This is a genomic window from Leisingera sp. F5 (assembly GCF_001593695.1).
Map to the genome: position 1 here is coordinate 149,059 of NZ_LUKH01000008.1, position 23,177 is coordinate 172,235.

A 23,177-nucleotide genomic window follows, 5' to 3' on the forward strand; every position below is an offset into this window, starting at 1 on the left:
ATGAAAAAATTTGCGATGGCCGCCATTGGCGGCACGCTGGCAGGGATCGTGGCAACAACCTATGTGGCGGGGCCCTTGCTGGCGCAGGAAGGCGCGCGCGAGGCCAATGTCTATGAGCAGCTGGACCTGTTCGGCGACATCTTCGAGCGTATCCGCGCGCAATATGTCGAGGAAGTCGATGAGAAAGAGCTGATCGAGGCGGCGATCGGCGGCATGCTGACCTCGCTGGATCCGCACTCGAGCTATCTGTCGCCGGATGACGCGGCCAGCATGCGGGTGCAGACCCGCGGCGAATTCGGCGGCCTGGGGATCGAAGTCACCCAGGAAGAGGGCTTTGTCAAAGTTGTCTCTCCCATCGACGGCACCCCGGCGGATGAGGCCGGCATGGAAGCCGGCGATTTCATCACCCATGTGGATGGCGAAAGCGTGCTGGGCCTGTCGCTGGATGATGCGGTCACCCTGATGCGTGGGCCGGTGGGGTCTGAAATCGTGATCACCGTGGTGCGCGAAGGCGAGAGCGAGCCGTTTGATGTGTCGATCATCCGCGACACCATCAAGCTGACAGCTGTGCGCGCCCGCACCGAGGGCGATACCGTGGTGATGCGGATCACCACCTTTAACGATCAGACCACGCCGAATCTTGAGGAAAATCTGAAAAAGCAGATCGAGGACGCCGGCGGCATCGACAACGTCAACGGCATCGTTCTGGACCTGCGCAACAACCCGGGCGGGCTGCTGACCCAGGCAATCAGGGTGGCGGACAGCTTCCTTGAGTCGGGTGAGATCGTCTCGACCCGCGGCCGCGACCCCGAGGATGGCGAGCGGTTCAACGCAACCCCGGGCGACCTGGCTGATGGCAAGCCGATTGTGGTGCTGATCAACGGCGGCTCGGCCTCGGCCTCGGAAATCGTGGCCGGTGCGCTGCAGGATCACCGCCGCGCCATCGTCATCGGCACCAAGTCGTTCGGCAAGGGATCGGTGCAGACCGTGATGCCGCTGAAGGGCGAGGGCGCGATGCGTCTGACCACTGCACGGTATTACACGCCGTCGGGCCGGTCGATCCAGGCGCTGGGCGTCTCCCCGGATATCGTGGTGGCGCAGCCTCGCCGCAGGGCCGCAGCCGAGGAGGAGAACGACTCGCCTGCCCGCCGGTCGCGCTCGGAGGCGGACCTGCGCGGCAGCCTGAACAACGACAGCCTGTCCGAGGATGAAATCCGCCAGATCGAGGAAGAGCGCGAAAAGGCCGAGAAAACCGCCGAACTGCGCGAAGAGGATTACCAGCTGGCCTATGCCATCGACATCCTGAAGGGGATGGTGGCATTGGGACCGAAGTAAGGCTTGGTCATATTGCAGCACCAAAGGGGCCGTCCGGTTGGGCGGCCTTTTTCATATCTGCAGTGCCGCCTGGAATTGGCGGCGGGCTCTGCCCGGCTCTTCCCTGTCCTGGCGTCAAAGTGAACATCAACGCCCGATCTTCGGCGCATTGGCGGGTGCGGCTGGTCTATGCTCGACCTATGATGATTGACCTGCCTGATTCCCAGACGCTGTACCAAGCGCTGATCACCCGTGATGATGCCTATGAGGGGCGCGCCTATGTCGGTGTGACCTCCACCGGCATCTTTTGCCGGCTGACCTGCCCAGCACGCAATCCGAAGTTCGAGAACTGTCAGTTCTATGCCTCTCCCGGCCAATGCATAGAAGCGGGGTTCCGGGCCTGCAAGCGCTGCAAGCCGCTGGCGGCGGCTGCCGGGGATGATCCGGTGGTGCAGGGCCTGCTGGCGCGGCTGGAAGAACGCCCCGCCTATCGTTGGGGCGAGGACGATCTGGTGCGGCTGGGGCTGGATGCGTCCACCGTGCGGCGGGCGTTCAAGCGGCATTTCGGCATGACCTTCCTGGAGATGGCCCGCCAGCGCCGCCTGCGCGAAGGCTTCACCACGCTGAAGGCGGGCGAGCCGGTGATTGCGGCACAGATTGATGCGGGTTTCGGGTCCGCAAGCGCATTCCGCGCCGCCTTTGCCAAACTGGTCGGGATTGCGCCCGGGGCGTTCCGCAAGGACGCGCTGCTGCTGGCCGACTGGATCGACACGCCGCTTGGCGCGATGATTGCGATCAGCTGCCAGCACCAGCTGCATTTGCTGGAATTTGCCGACCGTAAGGCGCTGCCGCGCGAGGTGGCGAAGCTGCAAAAGGCACAGCCCGGCGGCCTGGGCTTTGGCCGTCTGCCCCCGACGGAACAGATTGCCGAAGAGCTGCGCCGGTTCTTTACCGGTGAAGGAGCTGATTTTCAAACTCCGCTGGCCCTGCATGGCACCGGATTCGAACGCGAGGTCTGGCGCTATCTGTTGACCATTCCGGCGGGCGAAACCCGCAGTTATTCGCAGATCGCGCGCGAACTGGGCCGGGCTTCGGCCACCCGCGCGGTGGCGAGGGCCAATGGTTCCAACCAGCTGGCGCTGGTGGTGCCATGCCACCGGGTGCTTGCCGCCGATGGGTCGCTGACCGGCTATGGCGGCGGTTTGTGGCGTAAGCAGCGGCTGATCGAGATAGAAACAAGTTACAAACAGAGGATTTCTGCATGACATATTCCGACCGCGCACGCGCCTTTGCGGCGCTGCACCAGCCGGGTAACCTGTTGATTTTATACAATATATGGGACGCGGGCAGCGCCAGGGCGATTGCCGGTGCAGGGGCAGCGGCCTTGGCAACCGGCAGTTTCCCGGTGGCGGCAGCGCAGGGGTTCCCGGACGGCGAACAGATGCCACTGGAGTTTGTTCTGGGCAATGCAGAGCGCATCGTTGCGGCGACGGAGCTGCCGGTGACGATTGATTTCGAGGGCGGCTATGCGCGCGAACCCGAACAGCTGACCGCCAATGTGAAACGGCTGGCCGAAACCGGCGCCGTGGGGCTGAACTTTGAGGACCAGGTGGTTGGGACGGCGGGGTTCTACAGCATTGAAGAGCAGGCCCGGAGGGTTGCCGCGGTGCGGGCGGCCAATGCGGATATTTTCGTCAATGCGCGCACAGATTTGTTTCTGAAGGAAAAAGATGCGTCGAAACACGCGGGCCTGATGGCGGAGGCGCTGGAGCGCGGCGCGGCTTATGCCGAGGCCGGCGGCAATGGGTATTTCATCCCGGGCCTGACCGATCCGGATCTGATTGCGCAAGTCTGCGAGGGCTGCAGCCTGCCGGTCAACACGATGATGCGCGGCATCACGCTGGAGACCGCGCGGCAGGCCGGGGTGGCGCGCTGCAGCTATGGCCCGATCCCGCACGCCAAGCTGATGCAGGTGCTGGCGGAGCATTTCCAAACGCTGGAGTAAACGCTGCTCAGGTGGTTTCCAGGCAGTGGCGGCGGAAGGCGCGTTTCAGCATGTCGAGTTCTGCGCGCAGCAGTTCCACTTCGGCGCGCAGATCGTCCGCCACGGCCTCCCCGGCGATCAGGGTGAAATCACCCAGCCGGGTGCTGTCGGCAGCATCGAAAATCACGAAGGTCTGCACCCCGTCAGCCAGCGCCTCGGCCGGGACGGGAACCGATACCAGCCATTCGCCGCCGGCCTGGCCTTCCTCCAGTTTTGCATCAGCCACTGGCTGATCCTGGAACATCACGGAAATCTCGGGCCGCGCTCCGCTGGCGGAGGCGTTGCTGATCCGGCCCTCCCAGATGCCGTTGCGGAAGCGGATTTTGGTCAGTGACAGGTCGCTCATGGCTCAGGTTCCTCAGATCGCCGCGCGGCGGTGGCGCGAGAAGGTCAGATCGCGCAGGATCACCTGGTTCATATCAGGCGCTTCAAAAATCAGATCAAGCCAGATCTTTTCGATCCGCTTTTCGTTCAGCTTGGAATAGGCGAGGTCGAACTCCACCACGATGTTCTTCTCGTCCTGCGGCAGCTCGCGCACGATCTGTTCGGTATTGGGGCCGTGCTGGATGTTGAGCCGGGCGAAGATCTCAATCGGTTTTTCGGATTCGATAATGCTGTCGATCCGCAGCAGATGCTGCCGGGTCATGCCATTGGCAGCGGCAGGCGGCAGGTCGATCACCAGCGACAGGAACGAGCCGTCGAATTGGAACACATCCATGCGCAGGCCGAAGGGGGCGAGGTCCTCTTCGCGGGTATTGCGCAGCTGGCGCAGGGTCAGCTCGGAGAAGGCGCAATCGTGAAACAGCTGCGCCTCATCGCCGAGCCGCGCTTTGGTGGGGACGGAAGACAGCCCGCATTCGGGCAGCGGCCCGCGCCACAGCTCCGGGCGCCAGGACCAGTCGGTGCCATGCGGACGGGGAAAGAAGGAGGAGCCGATCTGCGGCAACGCCAGGCGGCCGTCGGCGGTGTGGATCAGCCGGTCCAGATGGGTGCGCAGCTGGCGGGCCTGATTGCGCTGGCGGCGCAGTTCAGACAGCGGCGCGCGGGACGACTCCTCTGCCGCAGCGCGCCAGCGGCGCAGGCTGCGCAGGTGCATCAGCCGGTCCATGATCCTGCCCATCGTGCTCTCTCTTGCCTGTTGCGCCGTGTTGCGGGGTCCGGCCCGCGCGACAATGCGGCGGGCGCTGGCGCCAGTGTAACCTCTGGCGGCTATTGAAATAAACCGGCAATCCGCTGGCCAAGCCCGCGTTTTTTGCGCGGCGCTGGCGCCCCGCCGCTTTCCGGGGCACCGGTTGCAGCTGTTACGGGCCGCGCCAGGGGACGCAGGGACTGGCGGGGGCCTTTGGGCAGCACCGCGCCGGCTTCCTCAAGATCCGGCAGGGTGGAGGCTTCAAGCGAGCGGTGGGTCACTTCGTTCAGAAGCGCTGCCCCCTGACGGCCCAGGGCACGGCTGCCCTCCGGCGCGTAAAGCGCCAGGGCGACCAGATGCCGGTCGAGCACAAAGGCGCCGCGCCAGTGAACCGGGCTGGCCCCTTCGGCGACGGCTTCGGGGAACTCCAGGCGGACCAGCGGCAGCAGCTGGTCCTCGCGGGTTTCCAGCAGCGTGGCACCGGGGAACATGGCCAGGATATCAGCCGCTTGCGGGGCCGCGGCGCCCTGTTGCGCCGGCCCGATCGAGGCGGTCAGCACGGCCGCATTGCGGGAGCCGAACCAGCGGTTCCGGTCCAGCCGGCTGCAATGGGCAATCAAGGCAAAGCCGCCGCTGTCATCCGCCGTGCTGCTGCGCCGGTCAAAGCAATAGGTTTCGGGGGCGGCCAGCAGCACCCCGCCGCCGGCAAAGGACATGACCTGGCCGCTGAGGCGCGGCGTCTGGCTGGTGCCGCGGGCGGCAAAGGACAGGCTGGTGGGAGCGGGGCTGCATCCCGCCAGGGCCAGGCCGGCCAGCGCGGTTGCGGCTGCAACCCTGCGCAGTCTTGGCGTCTTTCCGCCGGCGGACGGAAAAGACACAGGTTTCCCGTTGCTTATTATGGTCACTGCTATCCCTGCCGGTCTTGTTTTTTGACAATTTTATTACGGGCAGGGCTGCTGCGCGGCAAGTGTGAACCGCGCGCCGGGCTGTCTGCCTTGCCATGGCGTTGCAGCAATGCATAACGTTGGCGCAATTTGTCGCCATTCCAGCCGGAGGATACATGCAGCACAGGCGCAGAGACGGGTACAGCGACGGGCACAGTTACAGGGCGCATGAGGCCTTGGTGCGCTTTGCCCGGCTGCAGCCCGCACTGTGGCGGCTGCTTTTGGGGCTGGTGCTGGTGGCGGCGGTCAGCTTTGCGATGACAGCGGCGTTGCAGGTGACGGTGGCAGGCCTGTTCCCCGGCGCCTGGCTGCAAGGGCTGGCCGACGGCAGCACGCCCGGTGCTATGCTGGTGCTGCTGGGCAGCTTTGCCTTTCTGTCGCTGGGCGTGGCCATGGCGGCGCGGCTGTTTCACCAGCGCGGGTTCGCCACCGTCACCGGGCATCTGAGGCCGCTGATCTGGCAGTTCGCGAGGGTGAGCCTGTATCTGATGGGGCTGAGCGTGCTGATCATGCTGCTGCCGCCCTACAGCATGGGGCCGGCGATGACCCCGAACCTGCCGGTCTGGACCTGGCTGGGCATCCTGCCTTTGTCCATTGCTGCGGTGCTGGTGCAGACCTCCTCGGAGGAGATCCTGTTTCGCGGCTATATCCAGCAGGCACTGGCGGCGCGGTTCCGCAGCCCGGCTGTGTGGCTGCTAGGGCCATCGGCGCTGTTTGCGCTGGGGCATTATCTGCCGGCTGAGGCCGGAGAGAATGCGCTGCTGATCACCGTCTGGGCCGGGCTGTTCGGGGTGCTGATGGCGGATCTGACGGCGCGGGCCGGCACTCTGGGGCCGGCGATGGCAGTGCATTTCTTCAACAACGTCACTGCGCTGTTGCTGTTTGCCTCGCCGACCAGCCTGAACGGGCTGGCGCTGTATCTGATCCCGTTCGAGATGGCGGACGTGCAGGCGCTGCGGCCGTGGATGGCTGTGGACTTTGCGCTGATGCTGGTCAGCTGGCTGACAGCGCGGCTTGCCATACGCCGCTGATTGCAATTGCGGCCAAGGCGTCTTATTTGGGGGGCAAACCGCGCCCCCGGAGAGGCAAGCAATATGAACTGGATCACCAACTACGTCCGGCCCAAGATCAACTCGATCTTTTCGCGCCGCGAAGTGCCCGAGAACCTTTGGCAGAAATGCGATGAATGCGGCACCATGCTGTTTCACCGCGAGCTGAGCGACAATCAGAACGTCTGCACCAGCTGCGGCCACCATATGCATATCACCCCGCGCGACCGGTTCACCGCGCTGTTCGACGGCGGTGTTTTCACCGAGGTCGCGGTGCCGGAACCGCTGGCGGATCCCTTGAAGTTCAAGGACCAGAAGAAATACCCCGACCGGATCAAGGCGGCGCAGAAGAAGACCGGTGAAAAAGACGCGATGCTGGTGGCTGCGGGCGATATCGGCCGCACGCCCATTATCGCCGCCGCGCAGGACTTTTCCTACATGGGCGGTTCGATGGGCATGTATGTCGGCAACGCCATCATTGCCGCGGCTGAAGAAGCGGTGAAGCTGGGCCGCCCGCTGGTGCTGTTCTCTGCCGCAGGCGGCGCGCGGATGCAGGAAGGCATCCTGTCGCTGATGCAGATGCCGCGCACCACCGTGGCGGTGCAGATGCTGAAAGAGGCGGGTCTGCCCTATATCGTGGTTCTGACCCATCCGACCACCGGCGGGGTGACCGCGTCTTATGCGATGCTGGGCGACGTGCATATTTCCGAGCCCAACGCGCTCATCTGCTTTGCCGGCCCGCGGGTGATTGAGCAGACCATCCGCGAGAAGCTGCCCGAGGGCTTCCAGCGCGCCGAGTATCTGCTGGACCACGGCATGCTGGACCGGGTGACGCCGCGCACCGAAATGCGCGGCGAGCTGATCACCATTATCCGGATGCTGATGGATCTGCCGCCGCAGGTGGTGGGCGACCTGCCCTCGCCGGAAGACGAAGAACCCGCCAAGGCCGCAAATGCGCCAACCGAGGCCGCAGTCAGCGAAGAAGCTGCCGAATAATCCGGCCTATATTGAATCGCCCGGCTGCAAGGCCTGGCCGCGCCCGTCCTTATCAGGGCGGGCGCTGTTTTTTCCACGCAAGACTATCCGATCTGACAGGACCAGGCCGATGACCCAGACCTCCGACGCGATCCTCGCCCGCATGATGGCGCTGCACCCCAAGATCATCGATCTGACGCTGGACCGGGTCTGGCGACTGCTGGCGGCCCTGGACAACCCGCAGGACAAGCTGCCGCCGGTGATCCATCTGGCGGGCACCAACGGCAAGGGCTCGACCCAGGCGATGATCCGCGCCGGCCTTGAGGGCATGGGCAAGAGCGTTCATGCCTATACCTCGCCGCATCTGGCGCGTTTCCATGAACGGATCCGGCTGGCGGGCGAGCTGATCTCCGAGGCGTATCTGACTGAAGTTCTCGACGAGTGCTACGGCGCGAACGGCGGCGAAAACATCACCTATTTTGAGATCACCACGGTGGCGGGCCTGTTGGCCTTTGCCCGCACCCCAGCGGATTATACGCTGCTGGAGGTGGGCCTGGGCGGGCGGCTGGATGCGACCAATGTGATCGATAAGCCCGCCATCAGCGTGATCACTCCGATCTCCATCGATCACGAGCAGTTCCTGGGCGACACGCTGACCAAGATCGCCACCGAGAAGGCCGGTATCATCAAGCGCGGCGTGCCGGTTGTGGTCGGCCCGCAGCCTGACGAGGCGATGGAGGTGATTGAAGCCACCGCCGCCCGTCTGGGCGCGCCGCTGATTGCCTATGGCCAGCACTGGCATGTTTCCGAGGAACACGGCCGGCTGGTGTTCCAGGACGAAACCGGCCTGCTGGATCTGCCGCTGCCCGCATTGCTGGGCGCGCATCAGATCCAGAACGCCGGTGCCGCACTGGCCGCTCTGCGCCATCTGGACGCCGATGAGGCGGCCTGCGAGGCGGCGATGAAAAACGCCGAATGGCCTGCGCGGATGCAACGGCTCAAGACCGGACCGCTGATCGAGGCCGCGCCGGAGGCAGAGCTGTGGCTGGACGGGGGCCACAACGCGGCGGCCGGTATTGCGCTGGCGGATGTGTTGGTAAAACTGCCGGAGCGCCCCACGCACCTTATTTGCGGCATGCTGAACACTAAGGACGTGAGCGGCTACATGGCTCCCCTGGCACCGCATGTCGCAAGTCTGACCGCAATCTCGATCCCGGATGAGATCAACACGCTGAGCGCTGAAGACACCGAGGCTGCGGCCAAGTCGGTCGGTATCGAAGCAGGTACAGCGGACAGCACCATGGCGGCTTTGAAAACAATCACCGCCGAAGACCCGCAGGCTCGCGTGCTGATCTGCGGTTCGCTCTACCTGGCGGGGCATATCCTGCGCAAAAACGGCTGAGGTTTGCGCCCGTGGCGGGGGAGGTTCTCCCGCCCGGCTTCGATCCGACGATCTCAACCCGTTGGGCCGGGCGCCGCTGGCGCGGCGCGCTGCTTCTTTCTGGTCTTAAATACCTCGGGGGTGAGGCCGCAAGGCCGAGGGGGCAGCGCCCCCTTGCTGCGGCCAGCCGTTAGTCCAGAACGTAGTCCACCGGCTCCAGCTTGGGCGGCACCTCGCGGCCCAAGGCATTGCAGACCGAGATTTCCATCACCCGGCACATGGCGCTGAGTGGCACCGAATTGGCCTGTTTGCGGAACGGGTGTTCCAGCTCATGCGTGACCTCGGCCAGGCCGAAGAAGACATAAGCCACCACCGCCGCCACCAGCGGTTCGAACCAGCCCGCGCTGTCCAAAAGGGCAAAGGGCAGGAGCAGGCAGTAAAGATAGGTGGTGCGCCAGACCAGCAGCGAATAGACAAAGGGCAAGGGCGTGCTGAGAAGCCGTTCGTTGCCGGCTTGCGCGGTCGGGAAAGCAGCCAGCCGTTCGGCCAGCGTGCGCTGACCGAAGCCGTCGATGCGGCCCTCCTCGGCCATCTGGCGCAGGCGGGTGGCGATGTCGCGCAAGGCGGCGTTGGGGCTGTTTTCCGTCTTCATCAGCTGATCTGCGTCTTCGGGCCCGACCCAGCGGCGGACGGTATCGGCCACCTCATCGCCGCGCAGCTGGGCGCGGTGCAGGTGGTGAAAGGCCAGAATGCGGGTCAGGATGTAATCTTCGTCCGGGCCACGTCCTGCAAAGATCCGCAGCTCCTGCGCCAGGCTGCGCACGTCTGAGACCATGCGGCCCCAGATCTTGCGCGCCTCCCACCAGCGGTCATAGGCAGCGTTGTTGCGGAAGCTGAGGAACAGCGACAGCGACAGGCCGAAGACCCCCATCGCGCCGATCGAGATCTGCGGCATCGCAAGAACATAGCGGTCCAGCACCAGCACCAGCAGCGCCCAAAGCGCGGCGCCGATGATATTGGGCAGGATGCGCGGCACCACCGATCCGTTCAGGATCAGGAAAATCTCGCGCCGCCGGGGCGTGCCGCGAACGATCATGGGGTCTCGGCTCCCCAGTCTTTGGCCTGCATCTCCCGCAGGCGGGAGGCGGTGCGTTCGAACTCAAACGTGCCCTCGCCCTCGACATAGAGCATTTCAGGCTGCGCCGCAGCGGAGCAGATCAGCCGCACTTTGGCCTCGTATAGGGCATCTATCAGGGTCACAAAGCGCCGCGCCTCGTTAAAGTTGTTGCGGGAAAGGCGGGGGATGTCTTCCAGCACCAGCACCTTGACCTCTTCGGCGATGGCGAGGTAGTCGCCGGGGCCCAGCATCTTGCCGCAGAGATCATAGAACGTGGCGCGCGCCACGCCGTTGCGGAAGGCGGGCAGGGTGACTTCGCGACCCTTAACCTCCAGCGTCAGGGGCTGCGCCGGGCCGCCGGACAGATCGGTCCAGATCGCGCGGATCTGCGCGCGGGCTTCGGCATCGACGGGGGCAAAATAGACCTGGGCGCCGGTCAGACGGTGCTGGCGGTAATCGGTCGGGCTGACCATCTCATGCACGTTCATCTGTGCCTTGATGAGATCAATGAAGGGCAGGAACAGCTGCCGGTTCAGCCCGTTCTTGTACAGATCATCCGGCACCCGGTTGGAGGTGGTGATCACGCAGACCCCTGCGGCAAACAGCGCCTCGAACAAACGTCCCACGATCATGGCGTCAGTGATGTCGGTGATCTGCATCTCGTCAAAGGCCAGCAGGCGCACCGAGTCTGCAACCGCCTTGGCCACCGGGGCCAGCGCGTCTTCCACCCCGCTCTGGCGGGCTTCGTGCAGCTGGGTGTGGATTTCCTGCATGAAGGCGTGGAAATGCACCCGGCGGGCGGGGATATCTTCCAGGCTGTCGACAAAGAGATCCATCAGCATCGACTTGCCGCGGCCCACCCCGCCCCAGAGGTAAAGCCCTTTGACCGCTTCATGTTCCGCCTTGCGGAAGAAGCCGCGTTTCACCGGCGGCGCTGTCAGCCCTTTGGCGATGCGGTCGAAATGGGGAAGCACGGCCTCCTGGGCCGGGTCGGGCTGCAATTCGCCCGCGTCGATCTTCTGCCGGTACAGCGTGGTCAGATGGGTCATGGGAAAGGGATAGCGCGGGGCGCGGGGGATGGGAAGCACCGCAAAGACTAATCGTGCGGGGATGGATGGCGGCCGGGAAGTGCTGGCCTCACATCAAAATTTCTTAATGGTGTGCCCAAAATTCCTGATTTGACGGCCGCCGCAATATCCTTGAGGGTTTTCCGGCTTGTCAGGAGAGACGCCATGGACCGGCCCGCGCCGTTGTTTACCCCCGTTCTGATCGTCGGCTGCATCATCATCATGGTGAGCTTTGCGGTGCGTGCTTCGTTCGGGGTGTTCCAGATCCCGATTGCCGAGGAATTCGGCTGGCTGCGCTCGGAGTTCTCGCTGGCGATTGCGATTCAGAACCTGGCCTGGGGCATCGGGCAGCCGATCTTTGGCGCCATTGCCGAGAAGATCGGCGACCGCAAGGCGATCATCATGGGGGCGATTGTCTATGCCGCCGGGCTGGTGCTGAGTGCCGGGTCGACGACGCCGTTTGAAATGCAGGCCTATGAATGGCTGGTAGGGTTTGGCATTGCGGGCACCGGTTTCGGCGTGGTGCTGGCCGTGGTCGGGCGGGCGAGTTCCGATGAAAACCGGTCGATGTCGCTGGCGGTTGTCACCGCTGCGGGCTCTGCCGGGCAGATTTTCGGCGCGCCGGCGGCGGAGTGGCTGCTGAGCTTCCTGCCCTGGCAGACGATCTTTCTGATTTTTGCCGGTGTGGTGCTGGCGCTGATTGCCACGCTGCCGCTGATGCGCGCGCCGGAGGCGGCCGGCAAGGCGGAGCTGGAAGAGAGCATGGGGGCGATCCTGATCAAGGCCTTCAAGGATCCGTTCTATACGCTGATCTTTCTCGGCTTTTTCAGCTGTGGCTATCAGTTGGCTTTTGTCACCGCGCACTTCCCGGCGTTCGTGACCGAGATGTGCGGGCCGATCCTGCCGGGCGGGACGCTCTATTCCATTGGCATCACCTCAACCTCGGCGCTGGGGGCGGTGGCGATCTCGCTGATCGGGGCGGCCAATGTGGGCGGCACGCTGCTGGCGGGGTATCTGGGCAAGCGGTACTCCAAAAAATACCTGCTGGCGGCGATTTATACCGGGCGGACCATTGCGGCGGCGGCTTTCATTATCTTTCCTATCACGCCGCTGAGCGTGATCATTTTCTCGGTTGCTATGGGGTCCTTGTGGCTGGCGACGGTGCCGCTGACGTCAGGGCTGGTCGCGCATATCTACGGGCTTCGCTATATGGGCACGCTCTATGGCATTGTGTTTTTCAGCCATCAGCTGGGCAGCTTCCTGGGCGTCTGGCTGGGCGGGCGGATGTATGACGCCTATGGCGATTACACCTTTGTCTGGTGGATCGGCGTTGGTGTCGGAGCGTTCAGTGCGATTGTGCATCTGCCCGTTAAGGAGCGCCCGCTGCGGGCTGCGGCGGTGGCGGCGTAACGCTGGCGGTTTGTTTGCAGAATGCACCGGACCGGGGCGCTGCCCGCCGCCATTGGGCTTGAACCAATGGCGCACCAATAGGCAGCCCCCGGAGTATTTCTGCAAAGAAGAAGCGGCAGGGGCCAGTCCGCGGGTGTTACATTAAACCGCGGCGGTGGTTTTCGGCGATGATCTGCAGCACTTCGTCCGTATGGGTGTAAGGCAGGCCGTGGCCTGCGCCTGCGATTTCCTCCTGCCGGACGGAGCGGGCGCGTTCGGCCAGGCGGCCGGCGGAGTTTGGCGGGATCACCGCGTCGTTCTGGCCCCAGATCGCCAGGGCCGGCACGCCCTTGCTGTGCAGGCTGTGCAGTTCTTTGGTGAAATCTTCGTTCAGGATGCCGCGCAGGGATGTAAGCACCGCGGGAATGAAGCCTTTATAGCCCAACTCGCGCTGCTGCAGATCGGCAATGCCCGGCACCGAGGACGGCAGGGTGCGCTCGGCCTCGGTGCCGCGGATGTGCAGGGCCGGATAGAGTGCGTGCATCAGCCAATCGCCAAGCATCGGGATTTGGCGGATCATCCGGGTGAGGCGGCCGGGGCTGCTGCCGAAACCGGCAGGGGCCAGCAGGATCAGTTCGCGCAGGCGGGTTGGGTGGGCGGCGGCAAAGGCGGTGGCGATGGCGCCGCCCATCGAATAGCCGATCAGGGTGAAATCGTCGCCGGCCTCCTGATCCTGCAGCAGCTCCTCAAGCTGGGTGGTGAAGAAGCTGCTGTCTTGCAACCCTTCAGGCCGGTCGGAATAGCCGCGGCCGTAAAGATCATAGTTCAGCACCCGGTAGCCCATGGCGGCCAGGCCCTGGGCCATCCCGTCCCAGACAAATGATGGTGTTGTGAGGCCGTGCACGCAGACCGCAACCGGCCCGCGCAGAGGACCGGACCAGCGGTAGTGGGTCAGCCCGCCGGAGAGCTGTGCGAAGTCGCCAGGGGCGGCCTGCCGGGCCTTGGCGTTCATGGGTTTGCGCAGGCGTTCGCGAAGGAAAGGCGCTGCGGCGATCAGCAAAACAACAAAAACCAGCAGCCAGATCATGCCTTGGCCTTCCATTTCTGCAGGATGTGGTGGCTGGTCATCAGATCCAGATGGGCGCCGCCGCCGTTTTTGAACAGGGTGATCTGCGCCGGGTCATAGGCCGGAAACCGGTCAAGGTTGTAGAAATCGGCCAGCACATCGCTGCGCTGGATGGTGCCTGTGGTCAGCGGGATCTTGAATTCACCGATGTGGTCCAGCGTGGTATCAAAACTGTCGCAGTAGATCTTTGCGCGCCTCAGGGCCGCGTCATCGGCCTCGCGCATGTCGGGGCGGTAGGCGCCGATCAGGTTGAGGTGCTGGCCGGGGCGGAGCCAGCCTCCGTGGATCACCGGGTCAGAGGACATGGTGCAGGTGACGATGATGTCGGCGGCGCGCACTGCGGGTTCCAGATCCGGCGCAGGGAGGGTGCCGGGGTATTGGGCGCAGAGGTCTTCGGCCTTGGATCCGGTGCGGTTCCAGACCCGGATCTGCGCCTGCGGGAAACCGGCGCTGAAGGCCTCGATCAGGGAGCCGCCGACGGTGCCGGCGCCGACGATCAGCACCTCTTGCGCATCGGGGTCGGCCAGCCGCAGGGCGCCGAGCAGGCTGTCGCCGGCGGTCTTCCACTTGGTCACCAGGTGAAAATCGACGAGGGCTTCAAGGGTGCCGTCCGCGTCCGAGTAAAGGCAGACCGAGCCGTTGATCATCGGCTTGCCTGCATCGGGGTTGCGCGGGAAGATGTTGGCTGTCTTCACCGCCAGACCCATGCCGTCAATCCAGGCAGAACGGCTGAGCAGCGTGTCTGGATCGCGGTAGAGGAAAGTATCGCCGATCTCTGCCTTGGGCAAATCGTGGCTGGCGGCCAGCGCGTCCGTGAAGCTGACCCAGTCCAGCAGCGCCTCGCCCTCGTCAAACCCGATGATTGGGATACTCATGTGCCTGTCTTCCTTCTTCGTGTGCCGTCTCAGGCGGCCTCTTGTTCTGTCAGCAGCCCGGCCTGCACCAGCCGCGCCGCAAAGGGGGCGGGGGCGGTGAACATATGGGTCTGCCAGCCGCGCGCATTGGCGGCCTCGATGTTTTCGGGGCGGTCGTCGGTGAACAGCAGCCTGTCCGGCGCCACCCCGGTTTCGCGTTCGAGAATGGCATAGATTTCCGGCTCTGGCTTGATGCATTTCAGATGCGCGGAGACAAATGTGCGGTCAAAGCCACGCAGGAAGGGGTAGGTTCCGCAGGCCAGTTCAAATGTCTCCGCACCGAAGTTGCTGAGGGCAAAGACCGGGATGTGTTTGGTCTGCAGGGCCTGCATCAGGCGAACGGTGCGGGGGATGGCGCGCGGCACCATCTGCAGCCAGCAGTCGTGCCACCAGCGGATTTCTTCGGCCCAATCCGGGTGCTGCTCTGCCAGAGCATAGACGCTGCCGCGGAAGAGATAGCCGCGGTCGACGTTCAGGTTCATCTCGTGCAGCGGCACCTGTTCGAACAGCTGGCGGCGACGCTCCGCGCCGATGCGGCTGTCATAGAAGCGTTCCGGCTCCCACTCGATCAGCACGCGGCCAATGTCGAAGACGATGGCATCAATGGGCATCGGGGTCATCCTTCTGCACGCGGGCGGGGCCGCGGGGCGGGGCGGTTGCGGCGGGTTTCGCGCCAGACGGAGACCAGGCCTGAGGCAATGATCAAGCCGCTGCCGAGCCAGACCGGCAGGTCGGGCCATTCGTTGAAGATCAGCACGCCCCAAAGCACCGACATCGGCATGGCGATGTACTCGAACGGTGCCGCCAGCGCTGCCTCGTTCATGCGGTAGGCTTGGCTGACAAGATAGCCGCCCGCAGAGCCTGCAATGCCGACGCCGATCAGATAGGGCCAGTCTTCCGGTGCGGGCCAGATCCAGGCGCGAAGGATGAAGTCCAGGGCCGGGCTGCTGCCGGTGGCAAAGCGGCCGTCGCCAAAGATCAGCCCAGCCAGCGCGCTGAGGATCAGGAAGCCCAGCATCGGGTATAAGGCCAGCGTCGCGCCTGCCTCTGTCCCGCCGGCGCGGCGGGTCAGCACATGCAGGGTGGCATAGCCGCATGCGCCGAGGAACGGCAGGATCGCAGCGGGCTGGAAGCTGTCTGCGCCGGGCCGCATGATGATAAGCACACCTAGGAAACCGGCAATCACCGCGCCCCAGCGCCAAGGGCCGGGGCGTTCACCCAGGAACAGTGCCGACAGGATGGTGACGATCAAAGGCGTTGCAAAGGCGATCGCCACAGCTTCGGCCAGCGGCAGCAGGGTGAGGCCGGTGAAGAAGCAGATATTGGCAAAGAACACCACAAAGCAGCGCATGAGGTGCAGTTTCGGCTGATGGGTGCGCAACAGGTGATAGCCGCCTTCCAGCGGCACGATGATCGCCAGCATGACCGTAACTGCGATGACCGAACGGAACAGCACCATTTCATACAGCGGGTAGTCACCCGACAGGAACTTGAAGATCATGTCGATGACCGAGAAGGCGATGCCCGCGCCGGCGGCGGCAAACAGGCCGGGGACGCTGACTTTCATCTCTGCGCTCATGCTGTTTCCCTCCCGTCTCCTGCTCTTGATCAGTGGCGGATTTGATGTAGCCGGGCAATGGGCGGGGGCGGAAAAATGCAATTTTTCCGGGCAAAATTCCGGGGCGGAATTTTGGGGTGCTGAACATGGGGCTTCGGGGCCGGGGAGAGGCCGGATTTCTTGCTGAGAAGCGGTTCAGGGGCAGGTCTGCCCTGAACGCGCCTGTCTGAGTGTTTGACGGCCTGCTCCCGCGTCAAGGCCAAGCTGTGCTGCGCACGGTCCGCTGAAGCGGAGCCTGGACCCGGGAGCAGGCCTGTTGGGGCGCATATCTACGCTTGCGAATTGAGGGATCACGCAATGTCATTGGGCAAGGCGGGCAGCGGCGCCTAGGTTTGGCCGTGAACCAGCACATGAGGCGGCCATGATCACCTGTTACATCACTTATGAAATTCACCCCGATAAGGCCGAGGCCTTTGAGATCTACGGCAAGGCCTGGATTCCGCTGGTGGAGCGGTTCGGCGGCACCCATCACGGTTATTTCCTGCCGCATGAAAGCGCCAATGATCTGGCGGTGGCGCTGTTTTCTTTCCCGTCGCTGGCGGCCTATGAGGCGTATCGCGCAAAGAGCTTTGAGGATGCCGATTGCCAGGCGGCGTTCCGCTTCGCCCGGGAAAACGACATTGTCCGGCGCTATGACCGGACCTTCCTGCGCCCTGTTCTGGAGGGGGATCTGGCGCCGCTGAAAGCCGCGATGGCTTAGCGGCCGGCTTTGGCCGTGCGCAGTTCGCGCTCCAGCGCGTCCAGGAACCGCGAGCGGTCGGCCTTGGTGAAGCCTTTGCCGCTGCCGCCGGCGCCCAGCGGGTTGGCGGCGCGGAGGTCAGCCATCAGATCGCGCATCGCCAGCTGCTGGCCGATATTGGCCTCGGTGAAGCACTCGCCGTTGTGGCGCAGGACGCGCGCACCCGCTTCGATGCATTTGGCGGCAAGCGGGATGTCGCCCGTCACCACCACATCACCTGGCCCGCAGCGCTCGGCGATCCACATGTCGGCCACATCGGCGCCCTCGGAGACGATCACATTCTCCACCAGCGGGTTCTGCGAGGGGCGCAGCCCGCCGTTGGAAACCACATACATGCGCAGCCCGTGGCGGGTGGCGACCCGCTCGGCCTCCTGCTTCACCGGGCAGGCGTCGGCGTCGATGTACAGCGCGGTCACTCGGCGGCCTTCTTGTCTGCCTCGGGCTTGTTCTCCACCTTGGGGGCGGGTTTGGCCTTGGTCTTGCGGGCGGGCTTGCTGACCTTGAACTCTTCGGGGATCGGCATCCGGTTAAAGGCGTCGAGGCCGGCGATTTTATACGCCTCGGCCAGCGTCGGATAGTTGAAGGTGTTCTGCACGAAGTAGTCCACGGTGCCCTGGAGGTTCATCACCGCCTGGCCGATGTGGATCAGTTCGGTTGCGCCTTCACCGACGATCTGCACGCCCAGCACCCGGCGGGTCTTCAGCGACAGCAGCATTTTCAGCATGCCATGTTCCAGCCCCATGATATGCCCGCGCGAGGTTTCGCGGAAGCGCGCGACGCCGACCTCATAGGGGATGCCGCGCTCCTGCAGCTCTTCCTCGGACATGCCGCAGGTGGACATTTCCGGCACCGAATAAATGCCATAGGGGTACCAGGGGCTCTCCGGCATGGTTGGTGTGTCGAGCGCATGGCAGGCGGCAACCCGGCCCTGCTGCAGCGAGGTGGAGGCGAGCGACGGATGCCCGATCACATCGCCGGCGGCATAGATATGCGGCACCTCGGTCTGGTAGGTCTTGCGGTCCACGCTGAGGCGGCCGCGGTGGTCGGTCTTCAGCCCCGTTGCCCCAAGGTTCAGCGAGGCGGTGGCGCCCAGGCGCCCGGCCGCAAACAGCAGCATTTCGGCCCGCACGTGGCGGCCGTTGGCCAGGGTGACCTCGACATGCTCGCCCGCGTCTTCGATGGTCTCAACCGCAGAGCCAAGCCGCAGGTCGACGCCGTTTTCGCGGATCTGATGGGTGAAGTCCTGGATCAGGGTCTTGTCGATGAAATCGAGGAAGCTTTCGCGCGGTTCGATCAGGGTGACGCGCACATCGAGGGCGGAGAACATGGTGGCATATTCCACCCCGATCACGCCGGCGCCGATCACCACCAGAGAGCGCGGAATATCTGCCATCTCAAGGAAATCATCGCCATCCACCACGGTGCGGCCATTGAAGGGCACATAGTCCGGGCGGTAGGTGCGGGTGCCGGTGGAGATCAGGAATTTCTCTGCCGTGAGCCGGGTGGTTTCGCCGGCTTCGGTGGCGATCTCGACCTCGTTCGGGCCGATGAATTTCGCCAGCCCCATCAGCGTGTCCACATGGTTGCGGTTGAACTGGTGTTCCAGCACGTCAACCTCGTGGTCCAGGGTCTTGTGCAGGCGCGCCTTCAGGTCCTCGGCGAGGATATCATCCTTGACCCGGTAGGAGCGGCCGTAGAAGCTGCGTTCGCGCCAGCCGGAGAGGTTCAGCACGGTTTCGCGCAGAGTTTTCGAGGGGATGGTGCCGGTGTGCACCGACACGCCGCCCAGCCGGTCCTTGCGGTCGATCACCAGCACCCGGCGGTGCAGCTTACCCGCCTGGATGGCGGCGGCGCGGCCCGAGGGGCCGGAGCCGATGATGATCAGGTCATAATCAAAGTCTTCACTCATGGCCGCGTCCTTTGTTGGTCTTAGTTCTGGTACAGCGCGTCGGCGTGGAAGGAGACATGCTCCTCCATAAAGGTCGACACGAAGAAATAGCTGTGGTCATAGCCCGGCTGCATCCGCAGGGTGGCCTGCTGGCGGCGCTCAGCCACCGCGTGGGCCAGCGCTTCGGGCTTCAAGAGGTCGATGAACTGGTCAGAAGTGCCGGTGTCGATCAGGATCGGGCCGTCGAACCCTTTCTCGCGCATCAGCAGGGTGGCGTCGTGCTTGGCCCAGGCGGACTCATCATCGCCCAAGTAGGCGCTTAGCTGCTTGCGGCCCCAGTCGGAGGCGGTGGGGTTGGAGATCGGCGCAAAGGCGGAGACCGACTTGTAGCGGCCCGGCAGGTTCATCGCCAGCGTCAGCGCGCCGTGGCCGCCCATGGAGTGGCCGGTGATTGCCTGGCGGTCCAGGTCGATGGCGAATTTTTCACCCAGCAGGGCGGGCAGTTCCTCGGCCACGTAGTCCCACATGCGGAAATGCGGTGCCCAAGGGTTCTGGGTGGCGTTCACGTAGAAGCCTGCGCCCTGGCCCAGGTCATAGGCCTCGTCGTCTGCCACGCCTTCGCCGCGGGGCGAGGTGTCGGGGAAGACAATGGCGATGCCCTGCTCGGCGCACCAGGCCTGGGCGCCCGCCTTGGTCATGGCGTTTTCATGGGTGCAGGTGAGGCCGGACAGGTACCACAGTACCGGCACCGGGCCGTCCTTGGCTTCTTCCGGCAGGAACAGGCCAAAGGTCATGCCGCCGCCGGTGGCGGTGCTGGCGTGCTTGTAAACGCCCTGGGTGCCGCCAAAGGCACGGTTCTCGGAAACGGTTTCCATGGGTGAGGCTCCTCAAATTCTGTTAGCTCTATCGCTATCCGCAGTTGGCCTCAGGGTCCAGCGGATGGGCGGCAGCAATGCCGGTTTTTGCGGCACAAGGCTTGCGATTTCGCAAACATGCGGGGCTTTGGCCGTGTGGAGGCTGCCGCATTTGCGCAGGAGTGTGCTGGACAGCGGTGGCGAAAACCGGGACAGTCCGCCGCCAAGGCAAGAGGGAGCGTGAGGCATGAGCGATTTTCTGAGACTGACAGCGGAGGCCGCGGAGGCGGAGGTGGAGCGCCCGGCGCCGGAGAAGGTGATTGCCGGTGATCCGGTGTTCACCACCTGGAATGCGGAGGAACGTGACGGGCTTTACTGCGGCATCTGGCAGTCGACGCCGGGCAAGTGGCGGATTTCCTACGACGAGTGGGAATACTGCCGGATCCTGGAGGGGCGTTCGGTCATAACCAGCGATGACGGCACCGAGTATCCGCTGGCGGCGGGCGACAGTTTCATCCTGCGGCCCGGCTTCAGCGGCACCTGGGAGGTGATTGAGACCACCCGCAAGGATTATGTGATCCGGCTTTAGGGGCCAGAGACCCAAGCGATCACCGCCGGCACGGTGACAATCGACAGCACGGTGGAGATGAAGATGGCGGCGGAGGCCCGGTGCGGGGCCACGCCGTAATGCTGCGCCAGCATGTAGACATTGCCCGCGACCGGCAGCGAGGCGGCGGCGATGGCGACAGCGGCGGAAAACGGCGCGGCGGGAATCAGCCACAATACCGCGATGGCAACGCAGGCCGGATGCAGCACCAGCTTGGCAAAGCTGAGCCAGCCGGAAATCTGCACCCGCTCCGCCGATTTCGAGGCGAGGGATGCGCCGATGGCAAACAGCGCGCCGGGCGTGGCAGCGCCGCCGAGGATGGTGAGAAAGTCGTTTACCGGTTCAGGGATCGGCAACGCCGAGGCCGACCAGGCGAGGCCCGCGGTGATGGACAGGATCATCGGGTTCTTCAGCAGACCCAGCCCGACCAGTTTCAGGGTAGCAGTCCCAAGCCCTTGGCCGCGGCCTGCGTTGATCAGGATCACGATCAGCGAGGAAAACACCACCAGATCGACGCTCAGCACCACCATCATCGGCGCCACTGAGGCAGGCCCGAACAGGATCGCCATCATCGGCAGGCCGAGGAAGCCCACATTGCCGATCGCGGCGCATTGCGCCTCAACTGCCGCGGTGGGCACGTCCAGACCGCGGATTACGGCCGCCGCAGTTACCAGCAGATAGACCGCGAGGGTGCCGGCCAGATAGCCGAGGATCAGCGTGGGGTCGAAGACTTCTGCAAACGACAGGTTGGCGGCAAAGCCGAATATCATCGCCGACAGCGGAAAGTAGAACACAAAGCGGGTGAGATAGCCGGTGGCCTCCTCGGTGAAAAACCGGCTGCGCCCGGCCCAGTAGCCGAGGCCGATGATTGCAAAGAACGGCAGGGTGCGGAAGAAGATCTCGGCCATGGGGATTGGTAACAAGAGCTGACCAATTGGCAAAGGCTGTTTTTTGCCAGAAGGGGTGTGCTCCCGCCTGCTCATGGGCATCCTTCGGAATGCCTTTCGCAGTTGGGCGTGGCCCCGTGCTGCGCTCGGGGCGGGGGTTTCTGCTGAGAGCGCCAGACCAATTGTGAGACCGGACTTTCCTGCCTCAAGGGTGAACCGCGCCAAGGTGCGACGGCACTGCCGCCCTTGACCCACGAAAGTCCTGTGCGGCGCGTACGCCCCCCGCAGCGCGCCAGCGCTGCCGGGCCCAACCGGGGAGGGGCAGCCTGTGGCTGTCCCGGAGCGGGCGGGAGTGTTCCCGTTGCCGTGCCTAGCCGCTGCCGATCAGCGCGCCGGCGCCGAGTACCAGGGCGCCGCCCAGCACCACTTGCATGGTGGCGCGCCAGAACGGGGTTTGCATGAAGCGGTTCTGGATCCAGGCAATGGCCCACAGTTCCACAAAGACGATCAGCAAGGCGAGTGTGGTGGCGGTCCAGAAGTCCGGGATCAGATAGGGCAGAGCGTGGCCCAGCCCGCCCACAGTGGTCATGATGCCGGAAGCGAGGCCGCGTTTGATGGGGGAGCCGCGGCCTGACAGTTCGCCGTCATCCGAGGCCGCCTCGGTGAAACCCATCGAGATGCCGGCTCCGACCGAGGCCGCCATGCCGACGAGGAAGGTGGTCCAAGTGTCCTGGGTGGCAAAGGCGGTGGCAAAGATCGGCGCTAGGGTGGAGACCGAGCCGTCCATCAGCCCGGCCAGCCCCGGCTGCACCCAGGTCAGCACGAACTGGCGGTGGGCGGCGCGGTCCTCGTCTTGGCGCGTATCCGTGTCCAGATGCGCGTCTTGCAATTCGCCTGCGCGGGCCTGATGGGTGGCCTCAGCTGCGGCCAGATCGCCCAGAAGCTTGCGGGTGGCGGCGTCCTGGGTACGGGCGGCAGCAGCGGTGTAGAAGCGTTCGGCGTCGCGCTCCATCGCGCGGGCCTCGTCGCGGATGCGGTCGAGGCTGAGGTTTTCCATCAGCCACACCGGGCGGCGGGCATAGTAGCCGGCTACATGCTCGCGCCGGATCAGCGGGATTGCCGGTCCGAAGCGTGCCTCGTGCAGGGCAATCAGCCGGGCGCGGTGGTCGTCCTCCTCGGCGGCCATGCCGTCAAACATCGCAGCTGATCCCGAAAATTCGGCGCGAAGTCTTTCGGCATAGCCACGGTAGATGCGGGCATCGTCTTCCTCGGAGGAGATTGCGAGGGCTAGGATCTCCTGCCCGGTCAGCTCCGCAAACTGTTTGCGCTGGGTGAAAAAACGCATCTGCCGCCCCTCAATTTAGAATAATTCTAAACATAACGCTTCCGCGACGGACTGCAATACGGCGCGGGTTATGCTGTTGCAATGCGGCAGCAGAGGCTACACTAGGCCCAGACCCGCAGGCAGCCAAAGGAACCCGCATGAACCAGCAAGCCAGCGTCCTGCGTACAGGCCGGAAATTCGATCAGGTCCTGGCAGGGGCCCGCGAGGTGTTCCTGGCTGACGGGTTTGAGGGCGCGAGTGTTGACAACATTGCCAAGGCGGCCGGCGTGTCCAAGGCGACGCTGTACAGCTATTTCCCCGACAAGCGGGTGCTGTTCATGGAAGTGGTGCGTTCGGTCTGCGTGCAGCAGTCTGAAGCGTCGCTTGATCTGGCGGCGGGCAGTTGCGGCCCGCGCGAGGTGCTGCGGGTGGCGGCGGAACATGTTCACGCGGTTCTGATAGGCGGTCTGAGCCTGCAGTTGTTTCGCATCTTTGTGGCCGAGGCCGACCGTTTCCCTGAGCTGGGGCCGATGTTCTATGAAAGCGGCCCGATGGTTTTGCACGGGCAGATCCGCGATTACCTGAAGATCGCCGCAGAGCGGGGCGAGCTGGCAATTCCGGATGCGGACCTGGCTGCCGCGCAATTCATTGAGCTGTGCAAGGCGGACATTTTCCTGCGTTTCCTGTTCAATATCGACGAGCATTTTACCGAGGCCGAACGTGAGCGGGTGATCGCCGGGGCAATCGAGACCTTTATGGCGCGGTTCGGCACCTGACGGCTGCGGACGTGCCGGTCAGAGCGTGCCGGTTA

At 64.4% G+C, this 23,177-nt stretch carries 24 protein-coding genes; 10 read left to right on the forward strand and 14 right to left on the reverse strand.

The features are described from left to right. From A2I95_RS07095 to A2I95_RS07105, 3 genes are all read left to right on the forward strand, one after another. Positions 1-1,335: a S41 family peptidase gene (locus tag A2I95_RS07095; RefSeq protein WP_291729091.1), complete on the forward strand. Its 1,335-nt coding sequence runs from the start codon at positions 1-3 to the stop codon at positions 1,333-1,335. 179 nt (positions 1,336-1,514) lie between these two features. Next, entirely contained in the window at positions 1,515-2,579 is a 1,065-nt protein-coding gene (locus A2I95_RS07100) for a bifunctional transcriptional activator/DNA repair enzyme AdaA (protein WP_291729158.1), read from the forward strand. Beyond that, positions 2,576-3,319, forward strand: coding sequence for an isocitrate lyase/phosphoenolpyruvate mutase family protein (locus A2I95_RS07105; protein WP_291729092.1), 744 nt, complete (start codon positions 2,576-2,578; stop codon positions 3,317-3,319). Before A2I95_RS07100 ends, A2I95_RS07105 begins: the two co-directional genes overlap by 4 nt. A 7-nt stretch (positions 3,320-3,326) precedes the next feature. Here the strand turns inward: A2I95_RS07105 and A2I95_RS07110 are convergent, their stop codons facing one another. The 3 genes from A2I95_RS07110 to A2I95_RS07120 form a co-directional block, all read right to left on the reverse strand. Beyond that, positions 3,327-3,704 carry a hypothetical protein gene (locus A2I95_RS07110; RefSeq protein ID WP_291729093.1) on the reverse strand — a complete coding sequence of 126 codons (378 nt, stop codon included), beginning with the start codon at positions 3,702-3,704 and terminating at the stop codon, positions 3,327-3,329. Between the two features lie 12 nt (positions 3,705-3,716). Then, positions 3,717-4,478, reverse strand: a complete 762-nt coding sequence (locus A2I95_RS07115) for a DUF6478 family protein (RefSeq protein WP_291729094.1) — start codon at positions 4,476-4,478, stop codon at positions 3,717-3,719. Positions 4,479-4,567: 89 nt separating this feature from the next. Next, complete coding sequence (locus tag A2I95_RS07120; RefSeq protein ID WP_291729095.1) at positions 4,568-5,365, reverse strand: hypothetical protein; 798 nt, start codon at positions 5,363-5,365, stop codon at positions 4,568-4,570. A 182-nt stretch (positions 5,366-5,547) separates the two neighbouring features. Here A2I95_RS07120 and A2I95_RS07125 point away from each other — a divergent pair, with 182 nt between their 5' ends. The 3 genes from A2I95_RS07125 to A2I95_RS07135 all read left to right on the forward strand — a co-directional run bounded on the left by A2I95_RS07125 (position 5,548) and on the right by A2I95_RS07135 (position 8,857). After that, on the forward strand, positions 5,548-6,462 hold the full coding sequence (locus A2I95_RS07125) for a type II CAAX endopeptidase family protein (RefSeq protein WP_291729096.1): 915 nt from the start codon (positions 5,548-5,550) through the stop codon (positions 6,460-6,462). Positions 6,463-6,525: 63 nt separating this feature from the next. Beyond that, entirely contained in the window at positions 6,526-7,476 is a 951-nt protein-coding gene (accD, locus tag A2I95_RS07130; protein WP_291729097.1) for an acetyl-CoA carboxylase, carboxyltransferase subunit beta, read from the forward strand. Positions 7,477-7,585: 109 nt separating this feature from the next. After that, positions 7,586-8,857: a folylpolyglutamate synthase/dihydrofolate synthase family protein gene (locus tag A2I95_RS07135; protein ID WP_291729098.1), complete on the forward strand. Its 1,272-nt coding sequence runs from the start codon at positions 7,586-7,588 to the stop codon at positions 8,855-8,857. A 169-nt stretch (positions 8,858-9,026) separates the two neighbouring features. Here A2I95_RS07135 and A2I95_RS07140 read toward each other — a convergent pair whose 3' ends face one another. Both A2I95_RS07140 and zapE read right to left on the reverse strand, forming a co-directional pair. Further along, positions 9,027-9,932, reverse strand: a complete 906-nt coding sequence (locus A2I95_RS07140) for a bestrophin family protein (protein ID WP_291729099.1) — start codon at positions 9,930-9,932, stop codon at positions 9,027-9,029. After that, positions 9,929-11,002: a cell division protein ZapE gene (gene zapE, locus A2I95_RS07145; RefSeq protein WP_291729100.1), complete on the reverse strand. Its 1,074-nt coding sequence runs from the start codon at positions 11,000-11,002 to the stop codon at positions 9,929-9,931. Before zapE ends, A2I95_RS07140 begins: the two co-directional genes overlap by 4 nt. Before the next feature lie 183 nt (positions 11,003-11,185). Here zapE and A2I95_RS07150 point away from each other — a divergent pair, with 183 nt between their 5' ends. Further along, entirely contained in the window at positions 11,186-12,430 is a 1,245-nt protein-coding gene (locus tag A2I95_RS07150; protein WP_291729101.1) for an MFS transporter, read from the forward strand. A gap of 136 nt (positions 12,431-12,566) precedes the next feature. On the opposite strand, the gene A2I95_RS07155 is transcribed toward A2I95_RS07150, so the two are convergent. From A2I95_RS07155 to A2I95_RS07170, 4 genes are read right to left on the reverse strand one after another with little or no spacing between them, the layout of a single operon-like run. After that, positions 12,567-13,496 (reverse strand): alpha/beta fold hydrolase, encoded by a 930-nt coding sequence (locus tag A2I95_RS07155; RefSeq protein ID WP_291729102.1) that lies wholly within the window; start codon positions 13,494-13,496, stop codon positions 12,567-12,569. Next, on the reverse strand, positions 13,493-14,410 hold the full coding sequence (locus A2I95_RS07160; protein WP_291729103.1) for an NAD(P)-binding domain-containing protein: 918 nt from the start codon (positions 14,408-14,410) through the stop codon (positions 13,493-13,495). Before A2I95_RS07160 ends, A2I95_RS07155 begins: the two co-directional genes overlap by 4 nt. A gap of 29 nt (positions 14,411-14,439) precedes the next feature. Continuing rightward, complete coding sequence (locus A2I95_RS07165; protein WP_291729104.1) at positions 14,440-15,060, reverse strand: HAD family phosphatase; 621 nt, start codon at positions 15,058-15,060, stop codon at positions 14,440-14,442. Between the two features lie 5 nt (positions 15,061-15,065). Then, positions 15,066-16,028, reverse strand: a complete 963-nt coding sequence (locus tag A2I95_RS07170; protein WP_291729105.1) for a DMT family transporter — start codon at positions 16,026-16,028, stop codon at positions 15,066-15,068. A gap of 400 nt (positions 16,029-16,428) precedes the next feature. Here A2I95_RS07170 and A2I95_RS07175 point away from each other — a divergent pair, with 400 nt between their 5' ends. After that, positions 16,429-16,767, forward strand: a complete 339-nt coding sequence (locus tag A2I95_RS07175; protein ID WP_291729106.1) for an NIPSNAP family protein — start codon at positions 16,429-16,431, stop codon at positions 16,765-16,767. Here A2I95_RS07175 and A2I95_RS07180 read toward each other — a convergent pair. The 3 genes from A2I95_RS07180 to fghA are packed head-to-tail and all read right to left on the reverse strand — an operon-like array spanning position 16,764 to position 19,569. Next, on the reverse strand, positions 16,764-17,222 hold the full coding sequence (locus A2I95_RS07180; protein ID WP_291729107.1) for a YaiI/YqxD family protein: 459 nt from the start codon (positions 17,220-17,222) through the stop codon (positions 16,764-16,766). The genes A2I95_RS07175 and A2I95_RS07180 overlap by 4 nt on opposite strands. Then, positions 17,219-18,715 (reverse strand): Si-specific NAD(P)(+) transhydrogenase, encoded by a 1,497-nt coding sequence (gene sthA, locus A2I95_RS07185; RefSeq protein ID WP_291729108.1) that lies wholly within the window; start codon positions 18,713-18,715, stop codon positions 17,219-17,221. The genes A2I95_RS07180 and sthA overlap by 4 nt, the downstream gene beginning before the upstream one ends. 20 nt (positions 18,716-18,735) lie before the next feature. Then, a complete protein-coding gene (gene fghA, locus A2I95_RS07190; RefSeq protein WP_291729109.1) occupies positions 18,736-19,569 on the reverse strand; it encodes an S-formylglutathione hydrolase in 834 nt (277 codons plus the stop codon). Positions 19,570-19,795: 226 nt separating this feature from the next. Between fghA and A2I95_RS07195 the strand changes: the two genes are divergently transcribed. Beyond that, positions 19,796-20,137 (forward strand): cupin domain-containing protein, encoded by a 342-nt coding sequence (locus A2I95_RS07195; protein ID WP_291729110.1) that lies wholly within the window; start codon positions 19,796-19,798, stop codon positions 20,135-20,137. On the opposite strand, the gene A2I95_RS07200 is transcribed toward A2I95_RS07195, so the two are convergent. Both A2I95_RS07200 and mbfA read right to left on the reverse strand, forming a co-directional pair. Next, positions 20,134-21,063, reverse strand: coding sequence for an AEC family transporter (locus A2I95_RS07200; RefSeq protein ID WP_291729111.1), 930 nt, complete (start codon positions 21,061-21,063; stop codon positions 20,134-20,136). The genes A2I95_RS07195 and A2I95_RS07200 overlap by 4 nt on opposite strands. 349 nt (positions 21,064-21,412) lie before the next feature. Beyond that, positions 21,413-22,387: an iron exporter MbfA gene (gene mbfA, locus A2I95_RS07205; protein WP_291729112.1), complete on the reverse strand. Its 975-nt coding sequence runs from the start codon at positions 22,385-22,387 to the stop codon at positions 21,413-21,415. Between the two features lie 137 nt (positions 22,388-22,524). On the opposite strand from mbfA, the gene A2I95_RS07210 reads away from it, so the two are divergent. Then, positions 22,525-23,142 carry a TetR/AcrR family transcriptional regulator gene (locus tag A2I95_RS07210; RefSeq protein ID WP_259988178.1) on the forward strand — a complete coding sequence of 206 codons (618 nt, stop codon included), beginning with the start codon at positions 22,525-22,527 and terminating at the stop codon, positions 23,140-23,142. Positions 23,143-23,177: the final 35 nt, after the last annotated feature.

What these genes read in the sequence shown, in the direction of transcription:
- A2I95_RS07095 (WP_291729091.1), top strand. Translation starts at nt 1, where the DNA reads ATGAAAAAATTTGCGATGGCCGCCATTGGCGGCACGCTGGCAGGGATC.
- A2I95_RS07100 (WP_291729158.1), top strand. Translation starts at nt 1,515, where the DNA reads ATGATGATTGACCTGCCTGATTCCCAGACGCTGTACCAAGCGCTGATC.
- A2I95_RS07105 (WP_291729092.1), top strand. Translation starts at nt 2,576, where the DNA reads ATGACATATTCCGACCGCGCACGCGCCTTTGCGGCGCTGCACCAGCCG.
- A2I95_RS07110 (WP_291729093.1), bottom strand. Translation starts at nt 3,704, where the DNA reads ATGAGCGACCTGTCACTGACCAAAATCCGCTTCCGCAACGGCATCTGG.
- A2I95_RS07115 (WP_291729094.1), bottom strand. Translation starts at nt 4,478, where the DNA reads ATGGGCAGGATCATGGACCGGCTGATGCACCTGCGCAGCCTGCGCCGC.
- A2I95_RS07125 (WP_291729096.1), top strand. Translation starts at nt 5,548, where the DNA reads ATGCAGCACAGGCGCAGAGACGGGTACAGCGACGGGCACAGTTACAGG.
- accD (WP_291729097.1), top strand. Translation starts at nt 6,526, where the DNA reads ATGAACTGGATCACCAACTACGTCCGGCCCAAGATCAACTCGATCTTT.
- A2I95_RS07135 (WP_291729098.1), top strand. Translation starts at nt 7,586, where the DNA reads ATGACCCAGACCTCCGACGCGATCCTCGCCCGCATGATGGCGCTGCAC.
- A2I95_RS07140 (WP_291729099.1), bottom strand. Translation starts at nt 9,932, where the DNA reads ATGATCGTTCGCGGCACGCCCCGGCGGCGCGAGATTTTCCTGATCCTG.
- zapE (WP_291729100.1), bottom strand. Translation starts at nt 11,002, where the DNA reads ATGACCCATCTGACCACGCTGTACCGGCAGAAGATCGACGCGGGCGAA.
- A2I95_RS07150 (WP_291729101.1), top strand. Translation starts at nt 11,186, where the DNA reads ATGGACCGGCCCGCGCCGTTGTTTACCCCCGTTCTGATCGTCGGCTGC.
- A2I95_RS07155 (WP_291729102.1), bottom strand. Translation starts at nt 13,496, where the DNA reads ATGATCTGGCTGCTGGTTTTTGTTGTTTTGCTGATCGCCGCAGCGCCT.
- A2I95_RS07160 (WP_291729103.1), bottom strand. Translation starts at nt 14,410, where the DNA reads ATGAGTATCCCAATCATCGGGTTTGACGAGGGCGAGGCGCTGCTGGAC.
- A2I95_RS07165 (WP_291729104.1), bottom strand. Translation starts at nt 15,060, where the DNA reads ATGCCCATTGATGCCATCGTCTTCGACATTGGCCGCGTGCTGATCGAG.
- A2I95_RS07170 (WP_291729105.1), bottom strand. Translation starts at nt 16,028, where the DNA reads ATGAGCGCAGAGATGAAAGTCAGCGTCCCCGGCCTGTTTGCCGCCGCC.
- A2I95_RS07175 (WP_291729106.1), top strand. Translation starts at nt 16,429, where the DNA reads ATGATCACCTGTTACATCACTTATGAAATTCACCCCGATAAGGCCGAG.
- sthA (WP_291729108.1), bottom strand. Translation starts at nt 18,715, where the DNA reads ATGAGTGAAGACTTTGATTATGACCTGATCATCATCGGCTCCGGCCCC.
- fghA (WP_291729109.1), bottom strand. Translation starts at nt 19,569, where the DNA reads ATGGAAACCGTTTCCGAGAACCGTGCCTTTGGCGGCACCCAGGGCGTT.
- A2I95_RS07195 (WP_291729110.1), top strand. Translation starts at nt 19,796, where the DNA reads ATGAGCGATTTTCTGAGACTGACAGCGGAGGCCGCGGAGGCGGAGGTG.
- A2I95_RS07200 (WP_291729111.1), bottom strand. Translation starts at nt 21,063, where the DNA reads ATGGCCGAGATCTTCTTCCGCACCCTGCCGTTCTTTGCAATCATCGGC.
- mbfA (WP_291729112.1), bottom strand. Translation starts at nt 22,387, where the DNA reads ATGCGTTTTTTCACCCAGCGCAAACAGTTTGCGGAGCTGACCGGGCAG.
- A2I95_RS07210 (WP_259988178.1), top strand. Translation starts at nt 22,525, where the DNA reads ATGAACCAGCAAGCCAGCGTCCTGCGTACAGGCCGGAAATTCGATCAG.